General features: G+C 39.1%; 19 protein-coding genes and 1 pseudogene. 10 read left to right on the forward strand and 10 right to left on the reverse strand.

Features of this window, described 5'->3' with window-relative positions:
* Nucleotides 1-60: 60 nt before the first annotated feature.
* Complete coding sequence (locus FTT84_RS07845; protein ID WP_067763299.1) at nt 61-825, reverse strand: glutathione S-transferase family protein; 765 nt, start codon at nt 823-825, stop codon at nt 61-63.
* A 270-nt stretch (nt 826-1,095) separates the two neighbouring features.
* Here FTT84_RS07845 and ychF point away from each other — a divergent pair, with 270 nt between their 5' ends.
* Both ychF and FTT84_RS07855 read left to right on the forward strand, forming a co-directional pair.
* Complete coding sequence (gene ychF / locus FTT84_RS07850; RefSeq protein ID WP_180058219.1) at nt 1,096-2,187, forward strand: redox-regulated ATPase YchF; 1,092 nt, start codon at nt 1,096-1,098, stop codon at nt 2,185-2,187.
* Nucleotides 2,188-2,498: 311 nt separating this feature from the next.
* Nucleotides 2,499-2,933, forward strand: a complete 435-nt coding sequence (locus FTT84_RS07855) for a hypothetical protein (protein ID WP_257222873.1) — start codon at nt 2,499-2,501, stop codon at nt 2,931-2,933.
* Nucleotides 2,934-3,322: 389 nt separating this feature from the next.
* Here FTT84_RS07855 and FTT84_RS18230 read toward each other — a convergent pair.
* Nucleotides 3,323-3,452: pseudogene (locus FTT84_RS18230) on the reverse strand (Mpo1-like protein); the annotation flags it as partial.
* Between the two features lie 101 nt (nt 3,453-3,553).
* Here FTT84_RS18230 and FTT84_RS07865 point away from each other — a divergent pair.
* Complete coding sequence (locus tag FTT84_RS07865; RefSeq protein WP_180080729.1) at nt 3,554-4,261, forward strand: Crp/Fnr family transcriptional regulator; 708 nt, start codon at nt 3,554-3,556, stop codon at nt 4,259-4,261.
* A gap of 96 nt (nt 4,262-4,357) precedes the next feature.
* Here FTT84_RS07865 and FTT84_RS07870 read toward each other — a convergent pair whose 3' ends face one another.
* Entirely contained in the window at nt 4,358-4,528 is a 171-nt protein-coding gene (locus FTT84_RS07870) for a hypothetical protein (protein ID WP_180080727.1), read from the reverse strand.
* Nucleotides 4,529-4,875: 347 nt separating this feature from the next.
* Nucleotides 4,876-5,355 (reverse strand): hypothetical protein, encoded by a 480-nt coding sequence (locus FTT84_RS07875; protein WP_180058217.1) that lies wholly within the window; start codon nt 5,353-5,355, stop codon nt 4,876-4,878.
* A 103-nt stretch (nt 5,356-5,458) separates the two neighbouring features.
* On the opposite strand from FTT84_RS07875, the gene FTT84_RS07880 reads away from it, so the two are divergent.
* The 5 genes from FTT84_RS07880 (at nt 5,459) to dapC (ending at nt 11,880) form a co-directional block, all read left to right on the forward strand.
* Nucleotides 5,459-6,211 (forward strand): AzlC family ABC transporter permease, encoded by a 753-nt coding sequence (locus tag FTT84_RS07880; protein WP_373684998.1) that lies wholly within the window; start codon nt 5,459-5,461, stop codon nt 6,209-6,211.
* Entirely contained in the window at nt 6,208-6,555 is a 348-nt protein-coding gene (ygaH, locus tag FTT84_RS07885) for an L-valine transporter subunit YgaH (protein ID WP_180058216.1), read from the forward strand. Before FTT84_RS07880 ends, ygaH begins: the two co-directional genes overlap by 4 nt.
* Nucleotides 6,556-6,775: 220 nt before the next feature.
* The gene (gene purT / locus FTT84_RS07890; protein WP_180058215.1) at nt 6,776-7,990 is read left to right on the forward strand and encodes a formate-dependent phosphoribosylglycinamide formyltransferase; all 1,215 of its coding nucleotides are present in this window, start codon (nt 6,776-6,778) and stop codon (nt 7,988-7,990) included.
* 29 nt (nt 7,991-8,019) lie between these two features.
* Nucleotides 8,020-10,686: a [protein-PII] uridylyltransferase gene (glnD, locus tag FTT84_RS07895; RefSeq protein WP_180080725.1), complete on the forward strand. Its 2,667-nt coding sequence runs from the start codon at nt 8,020-8,022 to the stop codon at nt 10,684-10,686.
* A gap of 24 nt (nt 10,687-10,710) precedes the next feature.
* Nucleotides 10,711-11,880, forward strand: a complete 1,170-nt coding sequence (gene dapC, locus FTT84_RS07900) for a succinyldiaminopimelate transaminase (RefSeq protein ID WP_180058214.1) — start codon at nt 10,711-10,713, stop codon at nt 11,878-11,880.
* 81 nt (nt 11,881-11,961) lie between these two features.
* Here dapC and FTT84_RS07905 read toward each other — a convergent pair whose 3' ends face one another.
* From FTT84_RS07905 to msrB, 4 genes are all read right to left on the reverse strand, one after another.
* Nucleotides 11,962-14,151, reverse strand: coding sequence for a TonB-dependent siderophore receptor (locus FTT84_RS07905; RefSeq protein ID WP_180080723.1), 2,190 nt, complete (start codon nt 14,149-14,151; stop codon nt 11,962-11,964).
* Between the two features lie 292 nt (nt 14,152-14,443).
* Complete coding sequence (locus FTT84_RS07910) at nt 14,444-14,920, reverse strand: energy transducer TonB (RefSeq protein ID WP_180080722.1); 477 nt, start codon at nt 14,918-14,920, stop codon at nt 14,444-14,446.
* A gap of 94 nt (nt 14,921-15,014) precedes the next feature.
* A complete protein-coding gene (locus FTT84_RS07915) occupies nt 15,015-15,500 on the reverse strand; it encodes a glutathione peroxidase (RefSeq protein ID WP_067762609.1) in 486 nt (161 codons plus the stop codon).
* Complete coding sequence (gene msrB / locus FTT84_RS07920) at nt 15,497-15,916, reverse strand: peptide-methionine (R)-S-oxide reductase MsrB (protein WP_067762610.1); 420 nt, start codon at nt 15,914-15,916, stop codon at nt 15,497-15,499. Before msrB ends, FTT84_RS07915 begins: the two co-directional genes overlap by 4 nt.
* Before the next feature lie 228 nt (nt 15,917-16,144).
* On the opposite strand from msrB, the gene FTT84_RS07925 reads away from it, so the two are divergent.
* Both FTT84_RS07925 and FTT84_RS07930 read left to right on the forward strand, forming a co-directional pair.
* A complete protein-coding gene (locus FTT84_RS07925) occupies nt 16,145-17,575 on the forward strand; it encodes a pyridoxal phosphate-dependent aminotransferase (RefSeq protein ID WP_180080721.1) in 1,431 nt (476 codons plus the stop codon).
* 186 nt (nt 17,576-17,761) lie between these two features.
* Nucleotides 17,762-18,940 carry a YbfB/YjiJ family MFS transporter gene (locus tag FTT84_RS07930; RefSeq protein WP_180080720.1) on the forward strand — a complete coding sequence of 393 codons (1,179 nt, stop codon included), beginning with the start codon at nt 17,762-17,764 and terminating at the stop codon, nt 18,938-18,940.
* A 279-nt stretch (nt 18,941-19,219) separates the two neighbouring features.
* Here the strand turns inward: FTT84_RS07930 and FTT84_RS07935 are convergent, their stop codons facing one another.
* Both FTT84_RS07935 and icd read right to left on the reverse strand, forming a co-directional pair.
* Nucleotides 19,220-19,381, reverse strand: coding sequence for a hypothetical protein (locus tag FTT84_RS07935; RefSeq protein ID WP_155857597.1), 162 nt, complete (start codon nt 19,379-19,381; stop codon nt 19,220-19,222).
* Between the two features lie 345 nt (nt 19,382-19,726).
* Entirely contained in the window at nt 19,727-20,980 is a 1,254-nt protein-coding gene (gene icd / locus FTT84_RS07940; RefSeq protein ID WP_067762613.1) for an NADP-dependent isocitrate dehydrogenase, read from the reverse strand.
* Nucleotides 20,981-20,983: the final 3 nt, after the last annotated feature.

Below are 20,983 nucleotides of genomic sequence, written 5' to 3' on the forward strand. Positions count from 1 at the left end.
AGCGCGCCATTAGGCGTGCTTTTTTAAAACAGTATGACTCAAAGCTTTTACACTAAAGATTTATACGCCACGCCAATCTACCCGTGCATTACGTTCTGTTTGGTATATACGTTGCACATATTGACCTAAAGGCAAATCGCTCAAATAGGCTTTGTAAGCTTTAAACTCTTCTGACAAGGTTTCACCATGCTCTTTTTCCCACGGTGTTCCAACAATCTCTAATAACGGCGCCAACATTGAACACACTGCAATATCAGCCAAACCTAATCGATCGCCAACAAAATAGCGCCCACCTTGTTCAATTAGACGTTGATTTAAATCAACCACAATTTCATCCAATCGTTCACGTGATGCCGCAACCTTATCCGTATCAAGTTGATAACCTTTTGAAACTAAAGCTTTAATAATAGGTTTAGAATATTTTTCAAATTGACGTAAATATCCCTTCTCACCAATCAAAATATCAAGTGATTCTTCACTTTCATTCAACGCATGTGCAAGCCCCCAACGACGAACATGCTGTCCAAGTTCAATAGACAATTCGTTGATCGCCAAAGCTTGTTCACGCAGTTTTGTATCAGAGCGTATTAAACTATGTTCAGGATAAGTCTGATCTAAATACAAGGCAATTTGGGTTGAATCCGCGATCCATATGTCTTGATCACGTAAAATAGGTAATTTGTTCTGCCCTGTTTTTAACTGAGCAAATGCACGATGCACACCTGGCATCAAATTATGCGCAACATAATCTAATTCTTTATGATCAAGCAACCAGCGCGCCTTTTCACAAAAATGTGAGAGTGGAAACTGGTAAAGAGTCCGCATAAATGCTCCGATTTTTTGTTGTAACTGACTTTTAAATAAGCCAGCTATTTTAGTTAGATACTTTAGTCAGTGTCTTATTGAAACACAATGTCATTTTCACGCCAAATTGCTTAATGTATTGTCACCTAACACCGCATTGAAACGCCTAAATCATGATTTTTACGGCGCAAATTTGCCGAGCCCGAATTCACTCTGCATATCACCTGACTTTGTCAGTGCTTTCATGTAAAATCAGTGCCAATTTTTTTATAATACTGTGTGAGTTATTTCATGGGTTTTAACTGTGGTATTGTCGGCCTGCCAAACGTTGGTAAATCAACGCTTTTTAATGCATTAACTAAAGCTGCGATTGCTGCTGAAAACTTCCCATTCTGTACCATCGAACCAAACACAGGTATCGTTCCAGTACCTGATCTTCGCATGGACAAACTTGCAGAAATTGTAAAACCTCAACGTGTTGTACCAACCACCATGGAATTTGTGGATATTGCAGGTCTTGTTGCTGGCGCTTCTAAAGGTGAAGGCCTCGGTAACCAATTCTTAGCTAACATCCGTGAAACTGATGCGATTGCACACGTTGTACGTTGTTTTGAAGATGAAAACGTAATTCACGTTAACGGTAAAATTGATCCGCTTGATGATATCGCGACCATCAATACTGAACTTGCACTTGCTGACTTAGAGGCGGTTTCTAAAGCAATTACGCGTCTTGCAAAATCTGCAAAAGGTGGCGACAAAGAAGCTATTGCAACTAAAGCCGTTTTAGACAAAATTTTACCATTACTTGATGAAGGTAAGCCTGCTCGTGCCGCTGATCTTGATGAAGATGAACGTAAATTAGTTCGTGGTTATGGTTTCTTAACACTTAAACCAACAATGTATATTGCCAACGTTGCTGAAGATGGTTTTGAAAATAACCCACATTTAGAAGCTGTTCAAAAATTAGCAGCTGAAGAAAATGCGATTGTTGTTCCACTTTGCAACCAAATCGAAGCTGAAATTTCTCTACTTGAAGATGAAGATCGCGCTGAATTCCTTGAAGCATTAGGCATGGAAGAACCTGGCCTAAACGTAGTAATTCGTGCGGGTTACGGCTTACTTGGTCTACAAACCTACTTCACTGCAGGCGTACAAGAAGTTCGCGCATGGACTGTAAAAATCGGTGCGACAGCTCCTCAAGCAGCAGGTGTTATTCACACTGACTTTGAAAAAGGCTTTATCCGTGCTGAATGTGTTGCTTACAACGACTTCGTACAATACAACGGTGAAGCTGGCGCTAAAGAAGCAGGTAAATGGCGTCTAGAAGGTAAAACTTACATCGTTCAAGATGGTGATGTTCTACACTTCCGCTTCAACGTCTAAGTTTAATCTATTAAAAAGCCAGCAATTTGCTGGCTTTTTAATATGCTGAAAGTATTATTTTTTGACCACACTTTTCATTTTGACTAATTTAAAATATGTCATTTAGCACTTGTAACTACGAGGTGTTTTTTTTAATTTGTTTGAATCTTAGTTGTAGATTAAAAACTTAAAAGCATCTTAAAAACAAAATTATACAGACAAAGCCACTATTATTTAATGCTGAAGTACAACAACCCAAATACTTATTTTTTGAATGAAACATTTTAAATTCTTTTACAGGCGCTAATGCCTGTTTTCAAAGAAAAATAGCAATGAAAAAAATCAGTACAATCCTAACAGCAGGTATCTTCACAATGCTTAGCGCTACAGCCTTTGCATGCCCTCAAGGCACTACAGTAACAGGAGGCACAGGGGCAAATCATAAGGGCGGAACTTGCGTCACTGTTTCCAAAGATGCTAAATATCAAGCCCATGTAGCACAGCACGCTGCAAAAGTTGCCAACCACGATGCAAAAGCGGCAAAGCGTGATGCTAAAAAAGCTGATCAACTTGCACATAGCAAATCACTAAAAGATGAAAAAATGGCGAAACAAGATGCAGCTAAAGCCCATCAGCTTGCACAACAAGCCAGCAAAGAAGCGAAAACATCTGAAGCAGCAACAAAAACTGCAAAAGCAGACATCAAAACAAAAGTAGATACGCACAAAATCGCAACTGAACAACATAAAGCAGCCATTAAATCCTAATTCTACTTGACTTGCCCATTTGACTCATTCAAATGTATAGCCGGTTTATACAACATAACTCAGAATTGCAAAAACAAAATTTGACTGTAAAAAAGCCGGTAAATACCGGCTTTTTTAAATGTATGTGTATGTATAGATTGAAGGCATTTATCACATAGATAATTTTATCCACATAACGCTTTTACTCTTGTATATCAAATCTTATGGATGTGCAGATTGTAACGATTTAGCATCCATTTCTGCACGTTGCTTACGCGCTTGAGTTAACATGCGTTGTTCAAGTTCTTTACGGAAGCCCATTAAAAATACTAATTCCGCCAATACAAACAGTGGACCAATCGCTAAACCAATGACATCATCCATTGTAATTTCAAAACCCACAACTGTGATACCTAGACGCGCCGTTAAACACATAATTGAAAAGACAATCAGCGGAATACCGACAAAATGTGTTAATACATTTTTATGGTCAAGATGATATGCCGCATACTGACTTAATAAAGTTTCTAATTTACTCATGAGACCACTCCTTGTTCACTTTCTCATTTCACTATATAAAATGCAGAACAATTAAGTTGTCAGCCAGCTGACAAATGCAATAGTAAAAATAAGGATATGATGTGCTCAATGCCCAACAACTCACGCAACTAAAGAATAATTATTGGTTCGCTGGCCTAGCTGAACATTTTCAACACTATATCATTCAACATGCTCTCGTTTTCGAAAAAGACAAAGATCAACGTATTTTCCTGTCTGGCGACCCTTTTGATGGCATTTATGCAGTGCTCAACGGTGCCATACGTTTAGGCTATATTGATATACATGGTAAGGAAGCCGTAGCTGCGATTGCTGAACCAATTATGTGGTTTGGCGAAATATCCCTAGTGGATCAATTGCCCCGCTCTCACGATGCGATTCCCACTCGTAAATCCACTATTTTGCAACTTCCAGCGCATGCTATACAGCAACTACTCAAGCAATCCCCCGAATTTTGGTATCACATTGCCCAATTAACCAGTCAAAAACTGCGATATGCCTTTATGGAACTCATTTCTTTACAAACACAAAACTTAAGCCAGCGTCTAGCACAGCGTTTAATGTATATGCTGAATGGCTATGGCAACCACCTCGAAATACAACAACGCACTATTCAAATTTCACAGGAACAATTGGCGCAACTTTTGATGTGCTCACGACAAAGTATAAATCACGAATTGCAACAGCTTGAGAAAATGAATGTGCTTAAAGTTGCTTTTAAGAAAATTGAAATTTTAGATCTACAACAACTGCATCAGATTGCTCATGCACTTCCTGCGCATGATCACTGATACTGGGTTGTTTTAGTGCAACTTAACGCACCACTATTTATCGTTATATATATTATGCTTCTATTTGGAACATTCTTTTTGGTTCATCCAGACACATTAAGATAATAATTTGCACACATCTACACTATCAAAACCATTGGTACACGCAGCAACTTCTTGGCTACCAACATGTGAGTTTGTATCTTTAGCAACTTCATTGGTTTTTTGGATATTTTGACATGCTGTTAATGCCATCATCATACTGATTACAACGAATACTTTTTTCATCTTAATACTCTTTCTTAATTAAATAATTTACTTTCACACACCTTGCTTTATGAGTATTATTTTTACACATCTTATCAAATAGTGATAATTTTCAATTTTTATCACATTATTGTTATTTTGTATTATTAATATTTTAAACATCTAAGTTAAAGATAAATTTTCGCAGTAAATATTATAAAATTGATAATAAATCAATACCTTAAATTAATAAGAGAAAACTATTTCAAGTATTTACCTATTTAAAAACGCCTAAGCAATGGCAAACTTAGCGAATGTTTTTAAAGGTTATTTTTTAATTAAAAAAAGCAGCGGATGAGATTCCACTGCTTTTTTAGGATTATAAAAATTTAAACACCTACTTTTTTCGGATCCGTGTTACCCAGTGCTGGGTTATCTATTGCATCCTTACATTGTGCTTTGTCACGCTCATAATCTGCTTGCTTTTGCGCTACAGACGAACTGTTGTCTATCATTTCACGCGCCCAGATTTCTAAACTGGTTAATGCTTTACGACACAGTGCATATTTACCTTCTGTCACAGAGTCGGTCATTTTCACATTGATACGCCAATCTGTACTGAGCTTACGTGCTGGCTTACGTACCTTTTCTTCAATTTGATCAATTTGCTTTGCATAAACAATTGGATCGACGGCATTTATCAATTTCCATGCTTGGCCAGCATAGACAGTCGCATCATTAGTGAGCTTTGGTGCGGGCTTAATTTCCGCTTTTGGTTCATTCGTATTGTCATTGCCACAGGCCTGTAACAACACTGTACTGCACAATAATGAAACAATCAGCATCCCACGCATATTCAACCTCTGCATATCAGGCTCGTATCAATAAACATATTCGGCAATATGCTAGTAAATTCACGTACAATACTCAATCATCATTTGACCTGTTGTTCAACTCTTTCAAAGGTGTGTCGTGTCTGAACACAATATTCCGGTAGTTAAGCCTGCGGGTTTTTGGCAAGGTGCTAAAGATAGTCAAGCCATTATCTTTACCTATCTTCCTGTTTCTTTTGCATTTGGGGTTTCTGCGACTCAATTTGGTTTCACTGCGTGGGAAGCCTTATTTTTATCATGCTCTATGTATGCAGGCGCCAGTCAGTTTCTCGTCGTTGCGTTACTGGGAAGTGGAACATCCATTTGGATGACTGCACTCACTGTGATTGCTCTCGATATACGCCATTTGCTCTACGGTCCTGCTTTACAAAACCTAATTCAAGATCGACTCAACTTAAAGAAAACTGCAGTTTGGGCTTGGGGTTTAACCGACGAAGTTTTCGCATCAGGTATGATCAAACTGTCGCAACGTCGTCAAGAATGGTCAGAATCTTGGATGTTAGGACTCAGCTTATTTAGTTGGCTGTCATGGGCAACAGGCTCTTTTTTAGGTGGTTTATTTGCCGATCAAGTCAGCAACCTTCCACAATTTTTACAAGCTGCGCTCGACTTTTTACTTCCTGCACTGTTCCTCAGCTTCTTGCTCGCTGCCTTTGAGAAAAAACATAGCTTTGTGGTTGCAGTAACGATTATTGTCTCTGCGATTGCTTGTTACTTTATTGATTTATCTGCAGCAATTTTCATTGGTATTTCATCCGGTATTTTTGCTGGTCTGTTTAAACATTACGTTCTTAAACAACCAGACCCAGAACACATGGGAGAAGCATCATGAATCTTGAAATTATTCTGGTGGGCATATTAGTCGGTATTGCTAACTTTGCGTCTCGTTTTGGGCCATTTTATGTCATTCAGAAGTTTCAGCAAGGCTCACAAAAGCGTGGCGCTTTATGGTTAAAAATTGCCTTAGGCTCAATTGGCATTGCTGCCATTAGCTCTATGTTAGTGGTTGCAACTTTACCTCCACTGCTTGAAACACCCAATAAAAGCTTCGCCATGTTGGTTGGTTTTGCTGTACTCACTGGTTTGTACTTTAAGTTTAAGCGTATTGTCCTTGCTACCTTAACTGCAGCTTTGGCATATGGTTTAGTTTATACCTACATACCTTTTCACTTCTAAATCTAATTCAAATATCGGTAATGAAATGAAGCCTAAGGTTCAGATTTTCTTTAGGCTTACTTACACTAAACTGAATTCACTACGCTGTAATATTTAAAAGTCTAATTTCAAATAAAACGATATAAAAAAAATTGTTGGACAATATCATTTATTTATGTGAATGAAATCTAAACTCGGCAAACAGTTCTGCTATGCTAAAACCCCATAAAATCAAGCATGGATGATTTACATGAGCGTAACTATTGGTACTCCACTTCAGTCTTCAGCTTTTAAAGTCTTACTGTTAGGTTCTGGTGAACTTGGTAAAGAAGTTGTGATTTCACTACAACGCTTAGGTGTCGAAGTTCATGCTGCTGATCGTTATGACCATGCGCCCGCTATGCAGGTTGCACATTTTTCCCATACCTTAAATATGGCCGATCCTGAAGTATTAAAAGCCTTAATTACGCAAGTAAAACCCAATTTAATCGTGCCTGAAATTGAAGCGATTGCGACACAAGTTTTGGTCGAAATTGAAGAACAAAATATTGCCACCGTAATCCCATCTGCAAAAGCAGTGAATCTCACGATGAATCGCGAAGGCATCCGCCGCCTTGCTGCAGAAGAGCTAGGCTTACCGACTTCTGCTTATCGCTTTGCAAATACATTAGATGCTTTTCGTGCTGCCTGTGACGACATCGGCTATCCAAACTTTGTAAAGCCAGTTATGTCTTCTTCAGGAAAAGGACAATCTCGAGTAAAGAGTTTTGATGAAGTTGATGCTGCTTGGGAATATGCACAAACCGGTGGTCGCGTGAATCAAGGCACGGTGATTGTTGAATCACAAATTGATTTTGATTTTGAAATTACCCTACTTACCGTTCGTTCTAAAAATGCCGAAACTGGTGAAATTGAAACCTCATACTGCGACCCAATTGGTCATCGTCAAGATGCTGGCGACTATGTCGAAAGTTGGCAACCTCAGGCCATGACACCTGTGGCACTTGAAGAAGCAAAACGTATTGCCAATAAAGTAACCATTGCTTTAGGCGGCTGTGGCATATTTGGCGTGGAACTGTTTGTCAAAGGCGATAAAGTATGGTTTAGTGAAGTATCACCTCGTCCACACGATACCGGTTTAGTCACCCTTGCATCTCAATTCCAAAGTGAATTTGAATTACATGCACGGGCTATTCTTGGCTTACCTGTCAACACAGCTCGTCACAGTACCGCTGCCAGCGCGGTTATTTATGCAGGCGTGGATGATAAAAATTTATCCTTTAATGGCTTAAATCTTGCATTGGCTAACCCCAACACCGATTTACGTCTTTTTGGTAAACCAGAAGGCTTTAAACGCCGTCGTATGGGGGTAGCAACAGCACGTGCGGAAACAACCGATCAAGCACGTGAACTTGCTCAACATACTGCGCAACAAGTCAGTGTTCAACAAAACTAAGTTTGTAACACCATAACGGACCACTGTTCATGATTAATACGCTTCCTCTGCTGAATTACATTAAAAGTAACCACGACATTCAGGCCATCAACCAATGGCGTACAGATGTTGAAAATCAGCTTCAGGAATGTTTCGAAAATGGACAGTCCATTCGTGACGTGATTTTGGCACGTTCAAACCTGATTGATGAAGCATTAAAATTTCTTTGGACACATGCTGAATTAGAAAATACAGACTTAGGCTTATTTGCAGTCGGTGGTTATGGCCGCCGCGAAATGCTGCCTTATTCTGATGTCGATATTATGATTTTGTCAGAAGATGAAATCAGTCCAGAACAAGAAAAACTCATCTCAACCTTTATTTCATCGCTTTGGGATGTCGGCAATTTCAAACCGGGCATTAGTGTTCGTACCATTAACGACTGCGTTGCTCAAGCGACTAATGATTTAACTGTTGCAACAGCCTTAATTGAAGCACGTTTAATTGTCGGTAATGAGCATTTAGCCAAATGGCCACGTCGAATCGTGTCGCAAACATGGACCGATAAAACCTTTTTTGATGCCAAAATGCAAGAGCAAGCCAAACGCTATGCTCAACACAACAATACCGAAAGCAATTTAGAGCCCGATATTAAAAATGCACCAGGTGGTATTCGAGATATCAACCAAATTGGCTGGATTGCAAAACGCCATTTCCGTGTTAACCGTATTTATGACCTTGTACATTTAGGTTTTATTTCTGAATTCGAACTAGGTGTACTTGAAGAAACTGAAAGTTTCCTCTGGGAAATTCGTCATCATCTACATCGTTTGACCAAGCGTGATGAAAACCGCTTATTGTTCGATTATCAACGCGATATTGCGGCTATGTTTGGCTATCACCGCGAAGAAGGTAAATCGCCAAATTATCCAATCGAACAATTCATGAAACGTTACTACCGTAGTGCCCAGCAGGTTTCAACGCTTAATGAAATGCTGTTGGCCTATTTTAATGAATCGGTGATTACTCCCCGTCTGCCTGACTACGAACGTAAAATTGAAGAAATTAACGAGAATTTTAAATTGGTGGATGGCAAACTCGCTGTTCAACACCACAAAATTTTCTCTGAAAATCCAAGCGCAATTTTAGAAATTTTCTATTTGTTGGCGAATCGTCCTGAAATTGAAGGTATTCGTGCACGCACCTTACGCCTATTGACTTTAGCTGCAAAACGCATCAATCAAAATTATCGTGATAATTCAGTGCATCAAGCTTTATTTATGGCAATCATTCGCTCGCCATATCGCTTGTATGACACGATGGTTGCTATGAAGCGCTACGGAGTCCTAGGCAACTATATTCCTGCCTTTGGCCAAATTATGGGCCTGATGCAATATGACTTGTTCCATATCTACACGGTTGATGCTCACACCCTATTATTACTGCGTAATCTAAATCGTTTTAAAGAACCTGAGTTCGCTAAAGACTTCCCTGTCGTAAGCTCTGTATTCCAACGCCTAGCACGTCGTGACATTGTCTATCTTGCTGCCATTTTCCATGACATTGCCAAAGGTCGTGGTGGCGATCACAGTGAGCTCGGTGCTGCTGACGCGATTGAATTCTGTCGTGCCCATGGCTTTACTGAACGTGAATGTAATTTAGTCGCGTGGTTAATCCAAAGTCACCTCGTCATGTCTGTAACTTCACAGAAAAAAGATATTTCCGACCCAGATGTCGTGCAAGAGTTTGCAGAAAAAATGGGGGATATGGAGCATCTTGATTATCTTTACACACTGACAGTTTCAGATATCAATGCAACCAACCCAACACTTTGGAATACATGGCGTGCATCGCTTATGCGCCAACTCTACACTCAAGCACGTGATGTGATTCGCTCAGGCTTAGGTCGTCCAGTCGACTATCAAATGCTGATTGAGGACACAAAATTTGCCGCAAGCGAGTTATTGGTGAATGACTTCGCTTTGGCAGATGTAGAAAAAGTTTGGCAAGAATTAGGCGATGAATATTTCATCAAAGAGTCTGCCGATGAAATTGCATGGCATACCCGTGCCATTTTACAACATGGCAACAATGCTGAACCATTAGTACTGATGCGTGCTCATCGTAAATTTGCTCAAGATGCAGTACAGATCTTTATTTACACACAAGATCAGCCAAATTTATTCGCTACGACGGTTGCCATTCTTGACCGTATGAATCTCGATGTTCAAGACGCAAGAATTATTACAGCTTCAACAGCATTTAGTTTAGATACTTATGTGGTACTAGATCGCTTCGGGACATTACTTACCGACCCTGAACGTGAAAATACTGTAATTGAAGCATTGAAAAAGGCCTTGAGCCAATCAGATAAGTATCCAGGTTTAATGCAGCGCCGTATTCCACGTCAACTGCGTCACTTTGACATTGAAAATACCGTTAGCATTACAGTAAACGAAGCCCTACAGCAAAATATGGTTGAAATTGCAACGCTTGACCACCCTGGCTTACTTGCCAAAGTTGGTGGTTTATTTATGATGCAAGGCCTAGATATTCACTCTGCGAAAATTGCAACGTTGGGTGAACGTGCTGAAGATATTTTTTATGTCACCAAAAAAGATGGCTCACCAATGAGCGATGCTGAAGCTGAAACCTTTGCTGCACAATTAAAGTTAGCTTTAGACGAAGCATCAAATCAAGTTTGTAGTCATCATTAACTTAAATTGATCGGTATCAATTCCATGAACTCCAGTTTGTCATTATTGCACCCTTATCCTTTTGAAAAGCTCAATAAGTTATTTCAGGATGTGAAGCCAGCAGATTTGCCTTTAATTCCGCTTTCAATTGGTGAACCAAAACATCCTGCACCTGAGTTTGTGAAGCAAGCAATTATTGACAACTTCCAGCACTTATCGACTTATCCAAACAGTAAAGGTTTGCCTGAGCTTCGCACCAGTATTGCCAATTGGTTAACGCGTCGTTTCAAACTGAATACCATTAGTGCCGATAGCAACGTTCTGCCTGTTTCTGGTACGCGCGAAGCGATTTTCTCGTTTGTACAAGCTTTGGTTAAACGTGAAGATACACCTTATGTGGTGATGCCAAATCCGTTTTACCAAATTTATGAAGGCGCAACTTTACTTGCAGGTGCTGAACCATACTTCATTAACTGCACAGAAGAAAACAACTACTTAGGTGACTTTGATGCAGTTCCTGCAGAAGTTTGGGAAAAAACTGCGTTGTTATTTGTCTGTACACCGGGAAATCCAACAGGTGCAGTTCTGTCAAAAGAGCAGTTTAAAAAACTCATTGCCCTTTCAGACAAATATGACTTTGTGATTGCTTCGGATGAATGCTATTCAGAACTCTGGTTTGATGAAGCACCTATTGGATTACTCGAAGTCTGTGCTGAAATCGGTCGTGACGATTTTAAAAACTGCGTGGTCTTCCACTCATTGTCTAAGCGTTCAAACTTGCCGGGTATGCGTTCGGGCTTTGTTGCCGGTGATGCTACATTGTTAAAACCTTATCTTCAATACCGTACTTATCACGGCGCAGCCATGCCTGTACAACACCAAATTGCATCTATTGCCGCTTGGGATGATGAAGCACATGTCGAAGAAAATCGCGTCCAATACCGTGCTAAATTTGATTTATTCCAACGTGAGCTAGGTCACTTACTACCTTTGCAAAAACCCGATGCAGGTTTTTATTACTGGTTAAAAGTCGACAATGACGAAGCTTTTGCCAAAATCTTAATGGAAAAAGCACATGTTAAGGTATTACCAGGCCGTTATCTGTCACGTGATACAGCACAAGGTAATCCAGGTGAAAATCATGTCCGCTTAGCATTGGTTGCTGATATTGCTCAATGTGAAGAAGTTATTCGTCGCTTGAAAGCTGTACTTTAAACAGTTTAAATCAATCTATTTGATGTAAAAAATGCCCCACATTTGGGGCATTTTTTACTTTTAAGTCGACATTATGCAGACTTAGAAGTAAAAAGTTGCACTGAGTTTAAAAGTTCGAGGCTCACTAATTGATAAATACGTGTAATCATTGACTGAAGCAGAAGCCCAATAATCTTTATCCATTACATTTGTGACACTAAAATTCAAAGTGGTAGGCACTGTATTAATTTGAGTTTTATAGTTCGCCCCCACGTCAACACGCGTCCAATCGTTTAGTTTCAACGTATTGGCATTGTTCGCATAGGTTGAACCGGTATACACCACACGACCATTTAAGCTGATGTCCTGCTCAGTTGGCAATTTCCAGTCTGCTTCCACATTCGCTTGGAACTCAGGAACACCAATCACACGATGCCCCTCAAATAACCCTTGATAGGTGTCTTTTTGTTCAGTATCAATCCACGTTGCCCCACCCAATATTTTGATTGAATCAGTCAGTTGACCATAGGCATTAAACTCAATACCTTGGTGAATATTGGTCGCTTGACTGATTTGTGCAGAACCGGAAGTATTGACTGAAGCCTTTTGTCGATCTGTAAAGAAATAATTCAGTGTTCCACCTACCTGACCGTTTTCGTATTTCAGACCAAGTTCTTTTTGTTTCGACACAAATGGATCTGCAAGATAATTATTACCTTCACTATCTAAAATTGCTTCACCTTGCACCAAAGCTTCAATGTAATTGGCATACATTGATAATTCTGGTGTTAATTTATAGCTTAGCCCTAATGCTGGAGTGAGCTGATGCTTATTAATGTTGTATTTATATGTCCCGTAAGAATATACATCTTGATCCACTTCTTGATAACGCGCACCGAGCATGACGGTCAAGCGATCACCTAGCATTGAAATATTGTCACCCAAGGCAATACTTTTAAATGTACTTAAACCAGCTTTTGGAAATGCTCCAGCCTTGCCTAACCATTTATCAATATTGGAATTTTCAGGATAAATTGGATCATAAAAATTATCGTTCAAACTGGTCGCATAACCATAGCTATAACGCTTATCAGCACGGTAGATCGAACTAGAAGCTACTACTTGGTGTTTAAAAGCACCGGTCTCAAATTTAGATTTTAAGCCAATTTCAGCACTATGATTGGTGTCTTTACGTGGAATCATTGATGCAGAAAGTTTTGCTGGGCCTGCTTCGGTGTCACTTAATTGCTGACTAGAATAGACACCTGCTTCTTCCGATTTACGAAAACCATAGGCTGCATAGGCTGTAGTTGCATCGCTAAGATCATATTCTCCGCGTACACTCCCGAAGATGTCCTCCTCGTTTGAATACGTCCATGCTTGACCATGATAATTGGCATATTGTGAAGCACTCGGAATCTGTGCAACTGCATTAGTTAAACGTAAACTCGGACGGTTTTCAGAAAGACGGTTATTGTTATAGCCTAAATCGCCAGATAAACGGAATCGGTCACCTTTATAATCAGCAGAAAGAGCAGCCAACCCCAAAGTTTTATTTTCTTTATCAACTTCAGTTCCACCATCATGGTAAGCAGTATTTACACGGACACCGAATTTATCATCAGTACCAAAACGACGGGATACATCCGAAGCTACATAGCCACCATTAAAGTTTGTACCTATAGTAACGCGAGTTAAAGGATCATTACTGGCACGTTTAGGCAGTAAGTTAATTGATCCACCAATCCCCGTTCCACCTGGAATTGCTCCATTTAAAAATGCTGAGGCACCTTTAAAAACTTCGACACGTTCAAAGAGCTCTGTTGGAATATATTGTCGCGGCAATATGCCATAAAGACCATTGTATGCCGTGTCATCGGATGCGAGTGCAAAACCACGGATAAAATAAGCTTCTTGAAAATTCCCATATCCTTTTGCAGTTCGAACCCCTGCATCGGCTTGTAAAACTTCCCCGACACTTTTTGCTTGGCGATCTTGGATATATTGATTGGTATAGCTGGTGATATTAAATGGCGTTTCTAAATTTTTCTGATTACCAAAAATACCGACTTTACCTCCAGTAGCGACTTGCCCACCTGCATAAGGCTTCATTAAGCCATTTGCAGATGCATCCGCACTCACAACCACATTAATTGCATCTAAAGTTTGCACAGCAGTGTTATAAGCATTTGCAATTGAATGAGTCGTTTCAGTCCCTTCACTGGCATAAGCATATGTAAACCCCTGAGTAATGCAGGCCATCATCACACAAAGCTGCTTCATTTTTAACATTGGGAGAATTATCCTAAAAAATACGCCCATATAATAAATGATAATTATTAGCATTTATCTTTTCATTTTAAATTTCTCTATGTGATTTTTTTATTAACTTATATTTTTTGATTGTAATTTTTTATTAAGGTTTACTTAACTTAATTGCGTTAGCTAATGACTTAACTGATATTTTTTAATGCTTTAAACTTAGCAATACAATATAAATCTGTTTTAGAGCCGTACACTAAAACTGATCAGGGCTTTAAATCCCCTTATTCATAAACGTCAAAAATAACACTCGGCAAGCCAATTATTGCGGTGGAGTCATACTAAATTCATGTTCAACTGTATAGCTAAGATTTTTATCAACCATGGGGATTGGCTCAAGTCGTGCAACCAATAGAGACTTCTGAACTTTCAAATCAAAACTTTTCGAACCAGAACTTGCAATAATCTTCGAGCTGCCAATATAACCTGTTGATGCAATGACAGTGAGTTCAATTTTTACAGGATGTTTATAGTCTTTTTTCTCAATTAGAGAACCTTTATATAGCGGTGCATTCACCCAAGAAACAACATATTTTTTTCTCTTAAGTTTAGGATCAACAACATCTGCAACACGTGTTGGTTCATATTCTGCTACAGGCGTTTTCAACAGTTTTAATAGCTCACTAACCCGAGTATCTTTTGTGCGATCAAGATTGGTTTCTGCCCAAGCTGCACTGATACATAAAGTTGAAACACACAATACGATACAAATGTGATATTTAATCCGTCGCTTAAACAATTTTATGGCCTTCAAATAAACAGAAGTCAGTATAAAACATCTAGATAAAAATAAAGGCGCTAGCGCGCCTTTATCATAAAATATACTTAAGCCGTTAAGCTTGAGCTAAGGCTTTTTCAATATCTTCGGTTAATGTTTCAGGTTTAGTTGTCGGTGCATAGCGGTTAATAACTTGCCCATTTTTGCCAATTAAAAACTTGGTGAAGTTCCATTTAATACCATTACCCAATACACCCTTAGAATTATTGGTTAAGTATCGGAAAATCACATGCGCTTCAGGCCCCTTTACATTTACTTTGGCAAACATCGGAAAAGACACGCCATAATTTTTTTGACAAAACGCCCCTATTTGATCGTTTGAGCCTGGATCTTGCCCACCAAATTGGTTACACGGGAATCCCAAAACTTCTAAGCCTTGATTTTTATATTGTTCGTAAATTTTCTCTAAACCCGCAAATTGCGGTGTAAATCCACATTTACTGGCTGTATTTACGATTAATAAAACCTTGCCATCATAATCAGCAAAGGACTTATTGGTACCGTCCAGTAATTCTGCTTCAAACTGGTGAATGGTGGTCATGGATAAGTTTCCTCATCATTTTTTTCTTTTGTTTCTAATTCTAATGACGCCGAATTGATACAGTAACGTAAACCTGTCGGCTGTGGTCCATCAGGGAAAACATGCCCTAAATGTGCGTCACAATGATGACAAACAATTTCAGTTCTGACCATACCGTGCGTCGTATCTACATTTTCATCAACCACTGAAGGCTCAATTGGCTTATAAAAACTTGGCCAACCACATCCACTATCGTATTTGGTTTCCGAAGAAAATAACGGCTCACCACAACAACGACAGGTATAAGTTCCTTGTTGCTTAGTATTCCAATATTTGCCTGTGAATGCTTGCTCAGTCCCCTTCTGACGCGTAATGCGAAACTCTTCAGGCGATAATTCTCGTTGCCATTCCCTTTCTGTTTTATTGAGTTTTCCCATAATGACGTCCCTTTATATCGTGCTATTTAAAATAGGATAATCCTATATTTACGTTATCCAATCCTAAATTTCTAGTCTTTATTCAACAATTTACAAAATCTATATAATGTCCTTAAAAGCAAAAAGTAAGCAAATAAAAAATCAAGGTGAGCAAATTTAAAAATTAAATGCTTTTTTGTCAGAAAATTTAGTGTTAGGCTTAGTCCTACTCTTGCTCAGGATTAAAAAATGTCGCAGAAAAAAAGCGTAATTTTTAAAAATCTACTGCCCACGATTAAACAATATCAACAGGCAGGGTTTACGCATGAAAAAATTGTTGCCTTACTCAGAGATGAACATCATCTCGATTTAGTAACAACCGAGACATTTAAAAGCTATTTATATCGTTATGCAAAAGTGACCTCCACTCCTTCCGAGACTATAAAAATGCCGAACATTATCAACACCCCACGCGAAATTAAGAAATCGTCTAAGCTCGAGCACGTTTGCTACGACATTCGCGGGCCAGTGTTGCGAGCGGCCAACGAAATGGAAGAAGCTGGGCATAAAATTATTAAACTGAATATCGGCAACCCAGCCCCATTTGGTTTTGAAGCACCACAAGAAATTATTAACGATGTGGCATTAAATCTGCCAAACGCTATCGGCTATACCGACTCAAAAGGTATTTTCCCAGCACGTAAAGCGATCTGCCAGTATTACCAACAAAAAGGCATTCTCAACATGCACGTCAATGACGTGTATGTAGGAAATGGTGTTTCTGAACTTATTGTTATGGCAATGCAAGGCTTATTGGATGATGGCGATGAGATGTTGGTTCCAATGCCTGACTATCCACTATGGACAGCAGCGGTAAACCTATCAGGTGGTACAGCTATTCACTATAAATGCGATGAAGAAAATTTCTGGTATCCAGACATTGCAGATATGGAAAGCAAAATCACGCCAAATACACGTGGTATTGTCATTATTAACCCGAACAACCCAACGGGTGCTGTATATCCACGTCATGTACTTGAGCAAATTGTTGCCCTTGCTAAAAAATACGACCTGATTTTATTCGCGGATGAAATTTACGACAAAATCGTATACGACGGCATTGAACATGTTTCTGTCGCAGCTTTAGCTGGTGATCAGCTTTGCGTATCATTTAATGGTTTATCAAAAGCGTACCGTATTGCAGGCTATCGTTCAGGATGGATGGCTATTACCGGTGATAAATCACGAGCGCTTGATTATATCGAAGGTTTAGACATGTTGGCTTCAATGCGTCTATGTGCCAATCATCAAGCACAGTATGCAATTCAAACAGCATTAGGTGGCTATCAGTCAATTAATGACCTTATTCGCCCAGGTGGTCGTTTATACGAACAACGCAATATCGCATGGGAAATGCTAAACGATATTCCGGGTGTATCATGTGTTAAACCTGAAGGCGCAATGTACTGCTTCCCTAAATTAGATCCTGAAATTTACCCAATTCAAGATGATGAGAAATTCATGTTGGATTTCTTGAAAGCTGAAAAAGTTCTTTTAGTACAAGGCACAGGTTTCAACTGGCCAACTCCAGATCATTTCCGTGTGGTGTTCTTACCTGCTGAAAATGAACTTCGTGAAGCAATTACTCGTTTAGGTCGTTTCTTGGCAAAAATGCGTTAATAGACACATTGCTTTAAGTATTTACTTAAAAAAACCGCACTAGAGTGCGGTTTTTTTATAGCCTTGATTTTTACCATGTCGCACATAGACTGACTCAGACTTTAGTCAAATTTTGAGCTTGGTTTACTTTTCAATATCTTATTTATGTTACTTTTTAACCAATCATAAAAAATTCATGAGTACAGGATGTCCTCAAACAAAATAAGACTCAGTCTATTTCTTTGCCTTAGCATGTGCCTAGGGATTGGTATTCTTCGTTTTTCATATACTGCATTACTTCCCTCAACCCGTGAAGCTTTTGGCTGGAGTACGAGTTTCGCAAGTATTCTAGGCAGTGCCAATTTATTAGGCTATCTTGCCGGTGCTTTCTGGGCAATGAAACTCCCTCAAGATCGAAGTATGACACGTTACATTCAGATTGCAGCTATTGCAGGAACGATCAGCTTATTAAGCTGCGCTTTCTCAGGTTTTTCTGAATACTGGTATATGGGATGGCGTATTATTTCAGGGATCAGCGGTGGACTATTAATGATCCTGTCACCGAGTGTGGTTGCGCAATGCTGTGAGCTCAAAGATCGATTCAGAATCAATTTTATTGGTTTTAGTGGTATCGGTTTAGGTGTACTCATGGCCACCTTATTCCTTCCTTATATTCACGACATTTCCACACAGTACGCATGGATCATTTTATTTTCTTTTGCCACATTCATTTGCGTAATACTCAGTTATTTACTAAAAGGCTTTAAACAATATTTAAACGCACCAACGCTGGCACAACAAAATTCAGAAAAGATTAGCGCTTTGTACTATTGCCTACTCATCGTATATAGCACCAGTGCATTTGCATACGTGCCCCATTCACTATTTTGGATTGATTATCTCACCAATACCCTACATTTATTTCCACTTGGAATTAATCTCAATTGGATTTTATATGGCACAGGGAGTGCGCTGGGCGCATTTTCGGCTTATTTACTCGCTCAAAGGTTAGGTAATATTGGTGCATTAAAGGTGCTGTATAGCCTATATGTACTTGGAATATTTGTTGCAGTTTTGAATGACAGCCCACTATTCACCTTTATGTCATCGTTTTTTACAGGCTTATTAAATCCTGCGGTAGTCTTTCTTACTTCTTATACCATTCTACAAATTTATGGCACTGCATATAAAAAGCTTTGGAGTATTGCGACACTGTGTTTTGCAAGTATTCAACTTTTAGGTGGACTAAGCTTTAGCTTGTTACAACATTATGGCGTGAGTTATCACCAGCAGTTCATTATTGCCGCTACAGTCCTTCTTATGGGTACACTGCAATTGTTTTACTTCACACGAAAACACCGACACTCTGAACTTAAAAATAGTTAATGTACTTTGAATAATATAGTGCAAACCTATAAGAAAAGCCTGCGATAGGCAGGCTTTTCAGTTGATGAATGGTTTAGGACTATAACTTTTTCAGTCGTTTTTGTAGTTTCTTCAAAACAGAATTATGTTTTGAAATTTTGTTTAACCTCGCTTTAATTTCCTTTTTAAGAGATTTCTTTTTCTGAGACAAATTACTCTCCTTCTCGTCCGCCATAAAGATTGTTGCTATCGATAAATTTAAAAGCACTCGCGAATGATTGAAATGACAGCTCAGTCAAATCAATAATGTTGCTGTTTTTGATTTCGTTGATGTGGTTGCTGTTTTTGTTTCTTTTGCTGCTGGTTGTCTTGTTGCTGTTGCTGTTGCTGTTGCTGTTGCTGATCATTTTGTTGTTGCTGCTGATCAGATTGCTGGTTTTGTTGATGCTGTTTACGAGACATTTCATTTCTCCTTTTTCATCATGATGAGTCATCAAGTATTTCTACTGAAGAACATCAACCAATGTACCCCCAATCCCTGCAAAGCCAAGCCAGTAAATGTGTCCAAATACTTCATTGTAAAATCGTCATGAAATTTTTACTAAGAAATCAATATCACAGCTTTTTTGTAATTACGAATATTCACGGGATAGGTGCTTTTCAAAACGTCTTGTTACATTCTAGCAATGTGAAAATCTATTTCTGTATGTAGCTACATACACTTCCCATCCTCTTTTTAAATGAATATTTAAAATTTGAGATAAAAAAAGACCCGCCTAAACGAGTCTTTTCACGCTATGTAAGCATTTATTCCATATTTTCAATCACCGCTTGCCCAAACTCTGAGCAACGCAATAACGTTGCATTTGGCATTAAGCGCTCAAAATCATAAGTGACCGTTTTTGCTGCAATCGCACCAGATATACCTTTGATAATTAAATCGGCAGCTTCAATCCAGCCCATATTACGGAGCATCATTTCCGCAGACAAAATAATCGAACCTGGATTCACTTTATCTTGTCCTGCATATTTTGGGGCTGTACCGTGCGTTGCTTCATATACTTGCACCGCCCCACCAATATTTGCACCTGGAGCAATACCTATTCCACCCACTTCAGCCGCCAAAGCATCTGAAATATAATCACCGTTTAAGTTTAATGTCGCAATGACTGAATAATCGGCAGGACGCATTAAAATTTGCTGCAAGAATGCATCCGCAATAACGTCTTTAATAATGATATCTTTGCCAGTTTTTGGGTTTTTAATTTTCACCCACGGCCCACCATCTAAAAGTTCACCACCAAATCGCTCTAGTGCAACCTCATAGCCCCACTCTTTAAATGCACCTTCAGTATATTTCATGATATTACCTTTATGCACTAAAGTGACACTCGGTTTGTCATTATCAATAGCAAACTGAATGGCTTTACGCACCAGTCGCTGTGTGCCTTCTTTAGACACCGGTTTAATGCCTATCCCGCAATTTTCTTCGAAACGAATATTGGTAACACCCATTTCTTCTTTTAAAAATTTAATAATTTTTTTCGCTTCGGGTGAATCTGCTTTCCACTCAATCCCCGCATAAATATCTTCTGAATTTTCTCGGAAAATCACCATATCGGTTAATTCAGGGTGTTGCACTGGTGAAGGTACACCTTCAAACCAACGAACTGGACGGACACATACGTATAAATCTAATTCTTGTCGCAGTGCAACATTAAGTGAACGAATCCCACCACCGACAGGTGTGGTTAATGGCCCTTTAATAGAAACCACATAATCTCTTAAGGCATCTAGTGTTTCTTCAGGCATATACGTGCCATAAATTTTGTTGGCTTTTTCGCCGCAATAAACTTCCATCCACTCAATAGAGCGCTTACCACCGTATGCTTTTTGCACAGCAGCATCTACCACTGCTTTCATTGCTGGTGTAATATCCACACCAATTCCATCTCCCTCAATAAATGGGATAATTGGATTTTTTGGTACATTCAGTGATAAATCTGCATTTACGGTAATTTTACTACCATCCGCAGGAACAACGATCTTCTGATAACCCATTAT

The sequence above is a fragment of the Acinetobacter sp. YH01019 genome, from assembly GCF_013420285.1.
Classification (GTDB): Bacteria; Pseudomonadota; Gammaproteobacteria; order Pseudomonadales; family Moraxellaceae; genus Acinetobacter; species Acinetobacter gandensis.